This is a genomic window from Shewanella marinintestina, from assembly GCF_023283845.1.
In the GTDB taxonomy this organism is placed as follows: domain Bacteria; phylum Pseudomonadota; class Gammaproteobacteria; order Enterobacterales; family Shewanellaceae; genus Shewanella; species Shewanella marinintestina.
On sequence record NZ_JAKILC010000008.1, the window covers coordinates 209,001 to 221,610 of the forward strand.

The 12,610-nt window shown below is 42.9% G+C and carries 15 protein-coding genes; 11 read left to right on the top strand and 4 right to left on the bottom strand.

Annotated features, from left to right (window positions below; all coding sequences use genetic code 11):
• Nucleotides 1–43 precede the first annotated feature (43 nt).
• Genes lptC through L2747_RS11410 form a run of 4 tightly spaced genes read right to left on the bottom strand, consistent with a single transcriptional unit; the run spans nt 44 to nt 3,135 of the window.
• The gene (gene lptC / locus L2747_RS11395) at nt 44–601 is read right to left on the bottom strand and encodes an LPS export ABC transporter periplasmic protein LptC (protein WP_248999150.1); all 558 of its coding nucleotides are present in this window, start codon (nt 599–601) and stop codon (nt 44–46) included.
• The gene (gene kdsC, locus L2747_RS11400) at nt 598–1,149 is read right to left on the bottom strand and encodes a 3-deoxy-manno-octulosonate-8-phosphatase KdsC (RefSeq protein WP_248999151.1); all 552 of its coding nucleotides are present in this window, start codon (nt 1,147–1,149) and stop codon (nt 598–600) included. Before kdsC ends, lptC begins: the two co-directional genes overlap by 4 nt.
• 2 nt (nt 1,150–1,151) lie before the next feature.
• Nucleotides 1,152–2,129 (bottom strand): KpsF/GutQ family sugar-phosphate isomerase, encoded by a 978-nt coding sequence (locus L2747_RS11405; RefSeq protein ID WP_248999152.1) that lies wholly within the window; start codon nt 2,127–2,129, stop codon nt 1,152–1,154.
• 46 nt (nt 2,130–2,175) lie between these two features.
• Nucleotides 2,176–3,135: a calcium/sodium antiporter gene (locus L2747_RS11410; protein WP_248999153.1), complete on the bottom strand. Its 960-nt coding sequence runs from the start codon at nt 3,133–3,135 to the stop codon at nt 2,176–2,178.
• Nucleotides 3,136–3,309: 174 nt separating this feature from the next.
• On the opposite strand from L2747_RS11410, the gene mlaF reads away from it, so the two are divergent.
• The 11 genes from mlaF to L2747_RS11465 all read left to right on the top strand — a co-directional run bounded on the left by mlaF (nt 3,310) and on the right by L2747_RS11465 (nt 12,371).
• Nucleotides 3,310–4,122, top strand: coding sequence for a phospholipid ABC transporter ATP-binding protein MlaF (gene mlaF, locus L2747_RS11415; protein ID WP_248999154.1), 813 nt, complete (start codon nt 3,310–3,312; stop codon nt 4,120–4,122).
• The gene (mlaE, locus tag L2747_RS11420) at nt 4,109–4,894 is read left to right on the top strand and encodes a lipid asymmetry maintenance ABC transporter permease subunit MlaE (RefSeq protein ID WP_248999155.1); all 786 of its coding nucleotides are present in this window, start codon (nt 4,109–4,111) and stop codon (nt 4,892–4,894) included. Before mlaF ends, mlaE begins: the two co-directional genes overlap by 14 nt.
• A gap of 74 nt (nt 4,895–4,968) precedes the next feature.
• Nucleotides 4,969–5,439: an outer membrane lipid asymmetry maintenance protein MlaD gene (mlaD, locus tag L2747_RS11425; protein WP_248999156.1), complete on the top strand. Its 471-nt coding sequence runs from the start codon at nt 4,969–4,971 to the stop codon at nt 5,437–5,439.
• A 32-nt stretch (nt 5,440–5,471) separates the two neighbouring features.
• On the top strand, nt 5,472–6,140 hold the full coding sequence (locus L2747_RS11430; protein ID WP_428848517.1) for an MlaC/ttg2D family ABC transporter substrate-binding protein: 669 nt from the start codon (nt 5,472–5,474) through the stop codon (nt 6,138–6,140).
• Complete coding sequence (locus L2747_RS11435) at nt 6,140–6,433, top strand: STAS domain-containing protein (RefSeq protein ID WP_248999157.1); 294 nt, start codon at nt 6,140–6,142, stop codon at nt 6,431–6,433. The genes L2747_RS11430 and L2747_RS11435 overlap by 1 nt, the downstream gene beginning before the upstream one ends.
• A gap of 13 nt (nt 6,434–6,446) precedes the next feature.
• On the top strand, nt 6,447–6,698 hold the full coding sequence (locus L2747_RS11440; RefSeq protein ID WP_220779009.1) for a BolA family protein: 252 nt from the start codon (nt 6,447–6,449) through the stop codon (nt 6,696–6,698).
• A 21-nt stretch (nt 6,699–6,719) separates the two neighbouring features.
• Nucleotides 6,720–7,982: a UDP-N-acetylglucosamine 1-carboxyvinyltransferase gene (murA, locus tag L2747_RS11445; protein ID WP_248999158.1), complete on the top strand. Its 1,263-nt coding sequence runs from the start codon at nt 6,720–6,722 to the stop codon at nt 7,980–7,982.
• A gap of 138 nt (nt 7,983–8,120) precedes the next feature.
• Nucleotides 8,121–9,515, top strand: a complete 1,395-nt coding sequence (locus tag L2747_RS11450; protein ID WP_248999159.1) for a sensor histidine kinase — start codon at nt 8,121–8,123, stop codon at nt 9,513–9,515.
• On the top strand, nt 9,515–10,153 hold the full coding sequence (locus L2747_RS11455; RefSeq protein WP_248999160.1) for a response regulator: 639 nt from the start codon (nt 9,515–9,517) through the stop codon (nt 10,151–10,153). The genes L2747_RS11450 and L2747_RS11455 overlap by 1 nt, the downstream gene beginning before the upstream one ends.
• 190 nt (nt 10,154–10,343) lie before the next feature.
• The gene (locus tag L2747_RS11460) at nt 10,344–12,002 is read left to right on the top strand and encodes an Ig-like domain-containing protein (protein ID WP_248999161.1); all 1,659 of its coding nucleotides are present in this window, start codon (nt 10,344–10,346) and stop codon (nt 12,000–12,002) included.
• Nucleotides 12,003–12,206: 204 nt separating this feature from the next.
• Nucleotides 12,207–12,371, top strand: a complete 165-nt coding sequence (locus L2747_RS11465; protein WP_248999162.1) for a hypothetical protein — start codon at nt 12,207–12,209, stop codon at nt 12,369–12,371.
• The last annotated feature ends 239 nt before the right edge of the window (nt 12,372–12,610 follow it).

Here is a 12,610-nt window from a genome sequence, read left to right on the forward strand (position 1 = left end):
GCGTATTGCTGATGCAGCCCAAGTGTTGTTCAATATTGGCGTATTACTTAGCTTCGTAGATCCCTTCTACTTGGCTAACAAGTTTTACGCTCTGGGCATTCAAGTCGGCATATAGCCCCATTCCTTGAATAACAAATTCGTTGCCAGTGACGTGGATCATATCGTCAGAGGTCATGATCATCGTATTGAGATCAAGCTCTAGATAATCAGTTGTTAACGTCTGGATAGGCTCTTCTGGACTAATAGAGTCGATAATAACATTGTTTTCTAAAGTTACCTTACCAGTCACTTTATTTAGACTACCTTGAGTACCTTTGAGCTGCCATTGAGCTTGGCCATCGTCAGGATAAATAAGATAAACAGGTTCGGTAAAATAAGTCATGCTGACACTATCGAAATGCTCCATATGCTTGGCGGTTACTTCGCTATTGATCAGTCCTAATTCGTTGTATTCGATACTACGAAGATCATCAATAATGTAGTCAGGACGTTGACTGACATCAATATCTAGCTGTTGCTCGCTTTTTTTAGACTGCACTTGCCAGTAAAGCAGTAGTGCTGTGCCAAAAAACAAGATAATCGCTAGGGTAACGCGGTTCATATACTCATCCCGTGGGCCGATTCAAACTTGTCTTGGCTTAAGAGTAGTAAGTCTGTGAGTTCACGTAATGCGCCATGTCCGCCTTTAATTTGAGTGGTCATTTTGGCATGTTGCTTTACATACGGATGGCCGTCTGCAACACATACAGATAAACCTACTTGTTGCATTACAGGAAGATCTACCATGTCGTCGCCAATGTAAGCCACTTCTTCAGGGCTTACGTTATAAAGCGATAGTAATTCATGATAAGGGCTTAACTTATCATCCACGCCTTGATATATGTGTGTTACGCCAAGAGCGGTAAATCTATCTTCAACAATTTGTGATTTACGGCCAGTGATGATGGCAACTTGAATGCCGCTGGACAGCACAGATCGCACGCCATAGCCGTCACGAGTGTGAAAGGTTTTAAGCTCTTCGCCACTGTTGCTCATATAGACTAAGCCATCAGAAAACACACCATCAACATCACAGATGAGTAGTTTGACTTTGCTTGCCGCAAGCCAGATATCATCGCTGACAGGACCATAAAAACCTTGTTTTGCCATCTTTAGATAACTCCTGCTTTAACCATATCTAGCATGTTTAATGCGCCGACAGGTTGTTGTTTTTCGTTGATCACAACAAGGCCATTGATGCTTTTAGTATCCATCACTTTCAGTGCTTCTGCGGCCAATACATTGTCAGTAATTGTTACGCAGCCTTTTGTCATCACATCTGCAATGGACGTGGTTCTTAAGTTGACATCGGCATCGATAACACGGCGTAAATCGCCATCGGTAAATATACCCACTAAGGTATTGTTGTTATCGACAACAGCAGTCATACCTAAGCCTTTTTTAGATATTTCGTATAGAGCATCTGTAATACAGATATCATCTCTAACGCTTGGTAGCTCGTCACCTTTGTGCATTACGTCGCTAACCTTTAACAGCAGTTTACGACCTAAGCTTCCACCCGGATGAGATAGCGCAAAATCATCTTGGGTAAAGCCGCGAGCTTGCAACAATGCCACTGCTAGAGCGTCACCCATCACTAGCGTTGCTGTTGTGCTAGATGTTGGCGCAAGTCCAAGGGGGCAAGCTTCTTCTGGTACTTCAATACAAAGGTGTAATTGTGCCAATTTTGCCATATTCGAATCTGGCTTGCCGGTTACCGAAATCATCGGTAATCCCATACGCTTAATAACAGGCATTAGGGTTAGGATTTCACTCGATTCGCCCGAATTAGATATTGCGAGAACGATATCGTTTTCACTTAATACGCCTAAATCACCGTGGCTAGCTTCACCAGGGTGAACGAAAAATGCAGGCGTACCTGTACTCGCAAGAGTGGCTGAAATCTTATTACCAATATGGCCTGATTTACCCATGCCCATCACGATAACTTTGCCTGTGCATTGCAATATTAATTGGCAAGCTTGGGCAAATTCAGAAGAGTCTACGTACTGATAAAGGTTATCAAGAGCTTGTTTCTCGATATCGATAACCTTAGTACCCCATTGGCGTAGTTGATTTTCATCTACCATTTCTTAGTCTCTCTTTAAATTTCAGCTTAACGTACCGCACCCATGGCTAAGATAGGAAAAGTAATGCTTGGTATGCGATAAACGTTATAAGTAATACTACGCCGTGCCAAGGCTTTAATTGTCTAGCACGGCCAGATAATAAGATCAGTATTGCCAGCGCACTACTTGTGGCTAGCACCATGTAAAAATCTCGAGTACTCGCAGCGGCGTCTACTGCGCCAGGGGCGATTATGCCAGGTATAGCAAGTACAGCTAAAATATTGAATAAGTTTGAACCAACTATGTTACCTATAGCAAGGTCGTCTTCTTTTTTTAAGACTCCGGCAACACAGGCTGCAAGTTCGGGGAGACTGGTTCCCACAGCGATAATGGTTAAACCAATCACTAAGTCTGATAGGTGATAAGCTTTAGCGATACCCACTGCGCCTTGCACCATCCAGTCTGCCGATAATGGCAACAATACCATGCCAACAACTAGCCATAAAATTGCTTTTGCCGTTGGCACATCTGCTGGTATTTCGCTTTCAGCTTCCTCAGCAAGAGCGTCACGGTTTTTGCTGTGTAGGCCATGCCAAATAAGGTAACCCATTAAGCCAATAAATAGCACCAATAAGCTAATACCTTCAATACGCGTTAAGAAACCATCGTAAAGGAAGTAACCTACAATTAAGGTGGCAATTAGCATCATTGGGATTTCACGTTTCAGCGTTTGCGAGCTCACTGAAATAGCACCAAGTAATGCAGTAATACCCAAAATCAAGGTAATGTTGGCGATGTTAGAGCCAAGGACATTTCCAATCGCAGTGTCAGTCATGCCTTCAAGTGATGCGGTTGCAGCAACAAACATTTCAGGGGCAGAGCTGCCCATAGCGACAATCGTCAAACCAATTAACATTGGCGGCAACCCTAGGTTGCGAGCAAAAGCAGCTGCGCCAAAAACAAACTTATCAGCACTCCAGACTAAGGCGCCTAAGCCTGCGATCAGCATGAAAATATTAAATAACATCGATTCTTAGTATTTGTGGGTATAACGGCGTATTTTCGCTGGAATTGAACAAAAATGAAAGTATTGCGGTGAGATAGTCGTGATTTGGTTGTACCTGTTAGGCCAATTACGTACAATTTCTCCCTTTCCGGTACGGAAAATGGAAGTTTCGATTACTAGTAGCAGGGTGCTTGTATGACTCAAAACCAAAAAACATTGGTTGAAATCCATAACATGGCTTTTAGCCGCGGCAAGCATGTCATCTACGAAGATGTCAGTCTGTCGATACCTCAGGGTAAAGTGACGGCGATTATGGGGCCCAGTGGTATCGGAAAAACTACGCTGTTGAAGTTAATTGGTGGCCAATTGACGCCCGATAGCGGCTCAGTGCTATTTGATGGCGTTGATGTGCATAAGTGTAATCGCAGTGAGCTTTATGCCTTACGTAAACGTATGAGTATGTTGTTTCAAAGTGGTGCGCTTTTTACCGATATGAACGTATTCGATAATGTCGCTTTTGCACTAAGAGAGCACTCTGGATTGCCCGAAGAAATTATTGGTAAAATTGTGTTGATGAAGCTTGAGGCTGTTGGCTTAAGGGGAGCAGCACAATTGATGCCAACTGAGTTGTCTGGCGGTATGCAGCGCAGAGCCGCGCTAGCACGAGCGATTGCATTAGAACCTGAAATGATTCTTTATGATGAGCCGTTTACTGGTCAGGACCCTATTTCTATGGGGGTGCTAGTTAAGCTTATTCGTGAGCTTTCTGATGCATTAAACCTCACATCAGTCGTAGTATCTCATGATGTAACAGAGGTGCTTGGAATTGCGGACTATGTTTATGTACTGGCTGATAAACGTATTATTGCTCATGGCACCCCAAAAGATCTGCGCCTAGCGGATAACCCGCAGTTAAAACAGTTTATCGGCGGAGAGCCTGACGGCCCCGTGCCGTTTCATTACCCTGCAGACGATTATAAAAAGGAATTACTTCGTGAGCTTGATTGATCAGGTTGCTCGACTTGGCAGCGCGGCTATTGATTTAGTCACGGGTCTCGGTAAAGCGGGTTTAATGTTATGGGGCGCCATCGCCCATCGTCCACGCATACGTAAAGGCACCCCGCTGTTAATAAAGCAGCTTTATGTCGTCGGCGTACAGTCGATGGTGATTATCTTAGTCTCAGGCTTGTTTATCGGCATGGTACTGGCCCTCCAAGGCTACAATATTTTAGTCGGCTTTGGCACAGAAGAAAGCTTGGGGCCTATGGTTGCACTTAGCTTACTGCGCGAACTGGGCCCTGTAGTGACGGCACTATTATTTGCTGGACGCGCAGGGTCTGCGTTGACGGCAGAGCTTGGATTGATGAAAAGTACCGAGCAGCTTTCTAGTCTTGAAATGATGGCTATTGATCCGTTGAGACAAATTATTGCGCCACGTTTTTGGGCTGGCGTTATTAGCTTGCCCTTATTGGCGTTAATGTTCACGGCGGTGGGGATTTACGGCGGACACCTCGTGGGTGTTGAATGGAAAGGTATTGATAGCGGTAGTTTTTGGTCTATTTTGCAAGCTTCTGTTGAGTGGCGCCAAGATATCGTTAATTGCATGATTAAGAGTTTCTTATTCGCCATAGTGGTAACTTGGATTGCTCTTTATCGTGGTTATCATGTGACCCCAAATCCAGAAGGGATTAGCCGAGCAACAACGCAGACTGTGGTGCAGTCGAGCTTAGCTGTTTTGGCGCTGGATTTCTTACTGACAGCAATGATGTTTGGTCAGTAATTGTAATAATGCCGCAAACAAGAATTGCGGGTTAATTATTGTTTAGATTTATTGAATAGAGTGGTAAATGAGTTATGTTGACAAGGAAAATTGAGATTCTAGTCGGTCTATTTTTATTGTCCGGATTGGCAGCCTTTTTAGTGTTAGTGTTTAACGTTGCCAATGTAGAGGTCAAGTCAGGTGATAGCAGTTATACGCTATATGCTAAATTTAGTAATATTGGTGGCCTTAAAGTTCGCTCGCCTGTAAAAGTTGGCGGTGTAGTTGTTGGTCGCGTTAGTGCAATTAATTTAGACCCTGAAAAACTAGTGCCAGTCGTCACCATAGCGATGGATAAGCGTTACCATTACTTTCCTGAAACCAGTACTTTGTCTATTTTGACGTCGGGCTTGTTAGGGGAGCAGTTTTTAGGTTTAACGCCAGGCTTTATGGACGATGATATCGAAATCTTAGCTGATGGCGACAGTATTCATGATACTCATTCAGCTTTGGTATTAGAGGAGTTGATAGGGCAGTTCTTGTATAGCATGGGTTCAAAGGATTAACCTTTTAGAACAAGTAGTTGGAGTATAGAGATATGTTTAAAGGTTTTTATCGTAGTGCCGTTTTGGCAATCATGGCGTTTGTCAGCATAGGTGTACAAGCTGCTGATACTGCTTCGAGTGCGGAAATCGACCAGACCAATCCGTTTACACTTGTTGAGCAAGTCGCGAACCAAACATTTGCTCGTTTTCATCAAGATGAAAAGTTGATTGCAGCTGACCCTGATCATTTAAAAGTGATTGTGACGGAAGAGCTGATGCCTTATGTCGACTATAAATATGCATCTTATAAAGTATTAGGCCAATACTTACGTGATACAACCAAAGATCAGCGTAAGCGGTTCGTTGAAGCATTTAAAGGTTACTTGATCTCTACCTATGCTCAAGCCTTTACTGAATACACAGATCAAACTGTTGAATATGCCAAACCTGAAAATTTTGCTGGCGAAAAGTTTGTCAACGTAAATGTGCAGATTGTTGAGCAAGGACGGCCAGCAATTAAATTGCAGTTTAAGGCACGTCGTCTAAAAGACGGCACTTGGAAAGCGTTTGACTTAATTGCAGAAGGCGTTAGCTTGTTATCTTCCAAGCAGTCTGAAATTACTAACCTTGTGCGTCAACAAGGTATTGAGTCTGTGATTAACATGCTTAATGAACGCACACAAAAACACATTGATCTGCAAGCGAAAGAGAAGCAGAGCTAGTGATCGAATTTAATCAACAAGGGATTAATTGTGCTGTGCTAGGTCGTCTAGACCAACAAGCAGTGCGCAGTCTATGGAATGGCCGAAGCAGTATTTTGCATCCTGAAACTCAGCTATTACAGTTGTCGGGGATTGAATATTGTGACAGTGCTGGTGTGGCATTTTTGCTTGAGTTAGTCAGCATGTTTGCCGCCAAGGGCGTTAGCCTTAAGTTAGTCTCACCTTCAGAGCAGCTTAAGAAATTTATAATATTATATGATTTAAATGACTTCTTCGTTGAAGAAGCTAAGTAAGGTGAATAGTTCCATGGAATGTAAAGAAATTGAAACCATCCTTTTAGAAGCTCTTTCTTTAGAGGAAGTTAAAGTAACTCAAGAAGGAACTCACTATAAAATTATTGCTGTAGGTGACTGTTTTGACGGTATGGGACGCGTTAAGCAACAACAGACCATCTATGGCCCATTAATGGCTCACATTACCAGTGGCGAGCTACACGCTATTACGATTAATGCATTTACGCCTACACAATGGAAGCGTGAAAAAGTCTTTAATATGTAATCGCGGATTTAGAGAGCTAAAGTGGATAAATTAAAAATTGAAGCAAGTGGTGCACTTGCTGGAAACGTGGTTATCTCTGGCGCTAAGAATGCTGCTTTGCCTATATTAATGGCAGGTGTGTTAGCCGAGACTGACTTCAATGTTTCGAACGTACCAAACCTAAGAGATGTAAACACTAGCTGTGAGCTGCTGCGTTGCCTAGGTGCAGAAGTTACTCGTTCAGGCACAGATAAAGTGTGTATCTCAACAACCAATCTTAATGAGTTTTGTGCGCCGTATGAGTTAGTTAAAACTATGCGTGCCTCGATCCTTATTTTAGGCCCGTTATTGGCTCGTTACGGTAAGGCTGATGTGTCTTTACCAGGCGGTTGTGCTATCGGTGCGCGTCCAGTGAACTTGCATTTGCAAGGTCTTGAACAAATGGGCGCTAAGATTGAAGTTAAAGAAGGTTACATTAAAGCGCGAGTTGACGGCCGTTTGAAAGGCGCGCATATCTTTATGGATATGATTAGCGTAGGTGCAACTGAAAACTTGCTGATGGCTGCAGCGCTTGCTGATGGCGAAACAGTTATTGAAAACGCCGCTCGTGAACCTGAAGTGGTTGATTTAGCAAACTGCTTAATTGCAATGGGCGCTAAAATTGAAGGTGCCGGTACTGATACCGTGCGCATTCAAGGTGTTGAATCACTTCAAGGCTGTGATTATCAAGTTATGCCAGATCGCATTGAGACCGGTAGTTTCTTAGTTGCAGCTGCAGTGACTCGCGGTAAAATTCGCTGTACTAAAGCCGATCCAAAATCGCTTGAAGCGGTATTGGCGAAACTTGAAGATGCGGGTGCAAACATCACGACTGGTGATGATTGGATTGAGCTTGATATGCAAGGCAACCGCCCTAAAGCCGTTAATATCAAGACGGTAGCATACCCAGGTTTTCCAACAGATATGCAGGCACAGTTCTGCGTGCTAAATGCGTTGGCAGAAGGGACAGCGACCATTACAGAAACGATTTTTGAAAATCGTTTTATGCATGTACCAGAGTTAAGCCGTATGGGCGCAACTATGGAGCTTGAAGGTAATACTTGTATTATTCACGGTATTGAAAAGCTAAATGGCGCACAGGTGATGGCAACTGATCTTCGCGCTTCAGCGAGCCTTGTGATTGCAGGTCTTGTAGCTGATGGTACAACTACTGTTGACCGCATTTATCACTTAGACCGTGGTTACGAACACATTGAAGACAAGTTTAAAGGTTTGGGTGGACACGTAGTACGTGTGAAGTCTTAATCTTTAAGTTAGTCGTAAAGAGCCATTTAAGTTAACACTTAAGTGGCTTTTTTGTTTTATGAGCTAGCGCAACTTCTTCCCTGGTGTAATTAGAAGTAGATCAAGTCATACACAATAGGTAAATGTTAACGTTTACCCATGCCTGTTTTTGTTACATTTAATATTTATCTTTTTTATGGCCTAGTGTTTTTCTCTATGGGCTGTGCGGTGCTGTTTCGAAATTTCCGTTATAGTCAGTTAAAGATAGCTCCCACCTTATGGGCACTGGCTATTTTTGGTTTTTCCCACGCCTTCCATGAATGGTCTGAGTTATACGTACTGATTTTTACTGAGCATATCTCCGCTGAATATAAGCTACTGACGCAATGGTTGTGCCTAGTGAAATTATTCTTGTCTTACGCGGCATTGATGGTTTTTGCTTGGCAAATTCTGACAATAAACCATAAGCGGATTGCTTATATCGGGCACAGTCTAATTATTGCTTTGGTGTTCGTTTATTTTTATTTAATTATTCCTGATCTGCATCACTTAGCTATTAACCGCAGTGGTTTTGTTGAAGCTAGTCAGTACACGCGCATTTTGATCGGATTTGGTAGCGCACTTTTAGCCGGATTAGGCATGGTTATCTATGGCGTTAACCTCAGACAAGAGCAGCATAGTTATGGAAATTACTTTGCACTTTGTGGTGTAGGCTTAGTGCTCTATGGTGGGCTTTCAGGCCTTGTGCCTACTGAATACCACTACAGTGTACCCATTTATCGTACTCTGGCTGGTGCATTGATCTTAATAGCATTATTTAAAGCGCTCAAAATCTTTGATTTAGAAAAAGAACAAGCAACTGCTGCCAAGCTGAAGCGGGCTATTGAGGCTGATAAATATAAAGCGATAGGCCAGCTTGCGATGGGCGTTGCCCACGAGATAAACAACCCTTTAGCATCCTCGATGCTGGCGCTTGATTTATTAGAGCGTAAGCATGCCAATTTATGTGATTCGCAAAGCAATTATTTAGCACGGATACGCTTAGGCATAGAACGTGCTTCCTCCATTAGTAAGGAGCTACTTAGCTATGCAAGACCCGCGACGGGTAAGCGAAGCTTTGTTGCAGTTAAAGACATACTTAGCTCTGCCGTAAAGCTATTGTCGCATCGTACTAAGCTGCACCAAATTGAACTCAACTGCAGAGACAGTATCGTTTTATATGCAGAAAAAATTAAGCTAGAAGAACTGTTTATTAACTTGCTGTGTAATGCTATTGATGCCTGCGAACCAAGCGATAAGATTAGAGTTAACGCGCAGCAAGACGAAAAAATGGTACGTATAACGGTAGTTGATTCAGGCTCAGGTATGACAAGCACACAACTAGAACGTGCCACAGAATTGTTTTATTCAACCAAGGCTGTAGGACAAGGTACGGGTCTAGGCTTAGCGATTTGCGAGCAAATAGTCGCTTTGCATAATGGCAAGATGCATATTGCAAGCAGTGAAGGGCAGGGTACCTGCATTACGCTGACATTTTATCGAGGGTACGACTAATGATACGGGTATTATTGGCTGAAGATGATGTAGAGCTCAGTATGAACATAGTCGAAATACTTGAGCTAGAAGGTTTTGATGTCACTGCGGTTAGTAGTGCAGAACAGGCTATTGAGGCTAGTGGACGTGAGCACTTCGATATTGCTTTACTCGACTTACTGATGTCGGGAATGACTGGTGTTGAGGCCATTTCTAACCTAAGGCAGAATCAACCTTTCCTTGCTGTAGTCATTATAACGGCTTATGCCACTGTGGATACAGCGGTAGATGCAATGAAAAAAGGTGCTGACAGTGTAATGACCAAGCCATTTAAAGGCGATGAGTTAATTGTGACTGTTAAACGTAGCTTGGCCGAAAAGCAGTTGTTAAAGAGCCGAGCAGATCTAGATCCTGACCTAGTCTATAGTGCTTTGGCTAATCCGTATCGACGTAAAGCGCTGAGGATTCTCGCTGGCCACAAATCGCTTAAGTTTATGGATCTATGCCGTTTAGTTGAAATTGATGATCACACTAAGTTTAATTTTCATATTCGGCAGTTAAAGAAAGCAGGTCTTGTTATGCAAAATGAGAACAAGCTCTACATTTTGACAAATACTGGTCAATTCGTATTAACAAATCACAATCTTTCTGGTGATTAAATATTCTATAAAAACATGGGTTTAAAGTTTTTTTGATAACTAAAGTTCACAACTTAGTGAGCGCTGTGAATTCTAGTCATCTATCCCTTAAGTAGTAAGTTGCTGATACTTGTTTCATGCCCAAAGAGGCATATCAGTCGCCATTCCCTGCAATGTTGGCGATATGAAAAGCAATGTTGAGGATGAACTTATGAACGCAAAAATTCCATATAAAAAGCTTCTTCTTGCCAGCATGATAACCATGCTGGTTGCGTGCGGAAGCGACAATGATAACGATGATAATGGAGGTATTACCCCACCTCCAGCCAATACTCCTCCTGTCGCAGCAGATACTGCCCGAGTAGCAGACAGTAATCAGGTGATAATAATTAATCCTATGCTACATGCTAGCGATGAAGATGAAGGCGACGAACTTCGACTTGTAGCAGCAACATCTGAGCAAGGTTCGGTTCTGCTACTAAGTGAGAATCGAATTGAATTTGATCCCGATGGCTTTGTCGGCAGCGCTGAGATTAACTATACAGTGAGTGACGGTATTGACGAAGCAAGCGCAAAAATTACAGTTACAACATCAGAAGCAATCTACGCTGGAACTCAAGCTTGTTTACAATGCCATAATGATGAGACGAGTAGTATAGGTGGTGCACCAAGCCACCAGTTTCATGGGCATAACTTTAAAATTAGTAAGGTTGGTAACGATGAAACGCCTAGCTTTCCCTATAGCAGCGTAGACGGTGCTATAGCACTAATTGATAACGACGGTAACCCAACAGATAACGCTTTAGGTGCACCGCAAAGCTATGCTGATGTGTCATACACTTCTGGTGGGTTTGCATGGAAATATCGCTGGTTAGATAAAGACGGCTATATCGTTACGGGTAAGCAAGCGCAGCACAATATTAACGCCATTATGGAAGGGCGTGATGACCAACATATGAGCAATTACAATGCGGGTTCTGTGAACAAGCCTTATAACTGTGGTAATTGTCATAACACAGGCTGGAAGCCGACAAGTGAAGATTTCCACCCGCAGCATCAAGATGATCTTCCAGGTATCGAGGGTACATTTATCGCTGCAGGCGTTCAATGTGAGGCTTGTCATGGTGCGGGGCTAGCGCATGTGAAGTCACCAAGTAACACTAATATTGTTAAGAAGGCAACGCCGCGTCTAACTGCATCTTTACAGAGCGAAACCATGGGATACGGTGAAGCTATGCATTGTGCAGAATGTCATACACGAGATGGTGACCGTAATGTGCGTAATGATTATGTCAGTAGCTTTAATAAGGCTTACCCAGATGGGCCTGAATATGGAGCGCGTGTTGCTGTAAGAAGTGGTTTACCGCGTCATCATCAAAGCCATGATGAATTTATAGGAGTCGATCCAGACTCTGGCGAGATTATGGGTAAACACTATCTTGCTGGCATGACTTGCTCTAATTGTCATGATAGCCACAAGTCAGCTGTTTATATGGATCAGCCTGAACATGTTGGGGCATTCAAAAAACAATGTACTACTTGTCACGCGGATAAAGTTAACTTAAACGCTGGCCATGGGTCTGGTGACGACGGTTTCTATGCTAAAGAGTGTGTTGATTGTCATATGCCTGATGTTGTAAAAAATGCGACTTCAGCGACCAACGAACACGGCAATAAGGTCGGGGATATCCGCATTCATACTTTTGCGATTGATCTCTACAATGAAAAAGGCCAGTTCCAAGACTCTGAGGCTAAAGATACCTTTATGTATCCTTACCTGACTGATGAATTTGCATGTGGAGAGTGCCACAGTAAAGGCGAGAAATTGTTTATCTTAAAAGACAGATACAACGGAAAAATGCATAAATAAGAATAGAATTATCATTATTTAGTCCCTCCCGACAAGCCACGCTAAGCATATTTAGCGTGGCTTTTTTTGTGGGCGAAGCACTGAAAACTCATAGCGAAAGTGAATAAATTTTAATCTTAAATAGATGAGTGATTTCCTACAGTTTGTTAGGTTTAGGCTTAAGTTTAAACCTTGGTTTTATGGAAAGTAGAAAAGGAAAGCATTATGCCATTATGGATAAGAGGGGTTATTTTAGTCGCCTTGATTAGCGCTGCGATAGGGTGTTATGCGGCAGGAATAGTACAAGGGGCGACGGGATTAGTTGTGATAGGCGTAATATTTGAGTTGGCATTTTGGGTCGGCCTGTTCAAGCAAGATCGCAGGTGTTAGGTAAGGCTAAGACGGTGAAGCGGGTAACAGAGGCCGTCGTTTTAGCAAGAAAGTCGAATGAAATGGAAAAGGCAAAACAACTGATACTGATACTGTTTCGCCTTTTCGCCTTTTCGCGTTTTATGTTGTGCTAGAACCTAGAACCTAGAACCTAGAACCTAGAACCTAGAACCTAGAACCTAGAACCTAGAACCTAGAACCTAGAACCTAGAACCTAGAACCTAGAACCTAGAACCTAG

Bases quoted from the DNA above. Each gene is read 5' to 3' on its own strand.
- L2747_RS11465 (WP_248999162.1), top strand. From the start codon at position 12,207: ATGCCATTATGGATAAGAGGGGTTATTTTAGTCGCCTTGATTAGCGCT.
- L2747_RS11410 (WP_248999153.1), bottom strand. From the start codon at position 3,135: ATGTTATTTAATATTTTCATGCTGATCGCAGGCTTAGGCGCCTTAGTC.
- kdsC (WP_248999151.1), bottom strand. From the start codon at position 1,149: ATGGCAAAACAAGGTTTTTATGGTCCTGTCAGCGATGATATCTGGCTT.
- L2747_RS11455 (WP_248999160.1), top strand. From the start codon at position 9,515: ATGATACGGGTATTATTGGCTGAAGATGATGTAGAGCTCAGTATGAAC.
- L2747_RS11405 (WP_248999152.1), bottom strand. From the start codon at position 2,129: ATGGTAGATGAAAATCAACTACGCCAATGGGGTACTAAGGTTATCGAT.
- mlaD (WP_248999156.1), top strand. From the start codon at position 4,969: ATGTTGACAAGGAAAATTGAGATTCTAGTCGGTCTATTTTTATTGTCC.
- L2747_RS11440 (WP_220779009.1), top strand. From the start codon at position 6,447: ATGGAATGTAAAGAAATTGAAACCATCCTTTTAGAAGCTCTTTCTTTA.
- mlaF (WP_248999154.1), top strand. From the start codon at position 3,310: ATGACTCAAAACCAAAAAACATTGGTTGAAATCCATAACATGGCTTTT.
- L2747_RS11450 (WP_248999159.1), top strand. From the start codon at position 8,121: ATGCCTGTTTTTGTTACATTTAATATTTATCTTTTTTATGGCCTAGTG.
- L2747_RS11430 (WP_428848517.1), top strand. From the start codon at position 5,472: ATGTTTAAAGGTTTTTATCGTAGTGCCGTTTTGGCAATCATGGCGTTT.
- lptC (WP_248999150.1), bottom strand. From the start codon at position 601: ATGAACCGCGTTACCCTAGCGATTATCTTGTTTTTTGGCACAGCACTA.
- L2747_RS11460 (WP_248999161.1), top strand. From the start codon at position 10,344: ATGAACGCAAAAATTCCATATAAAAAGCTTCTTCTTGCCAGCATGATA.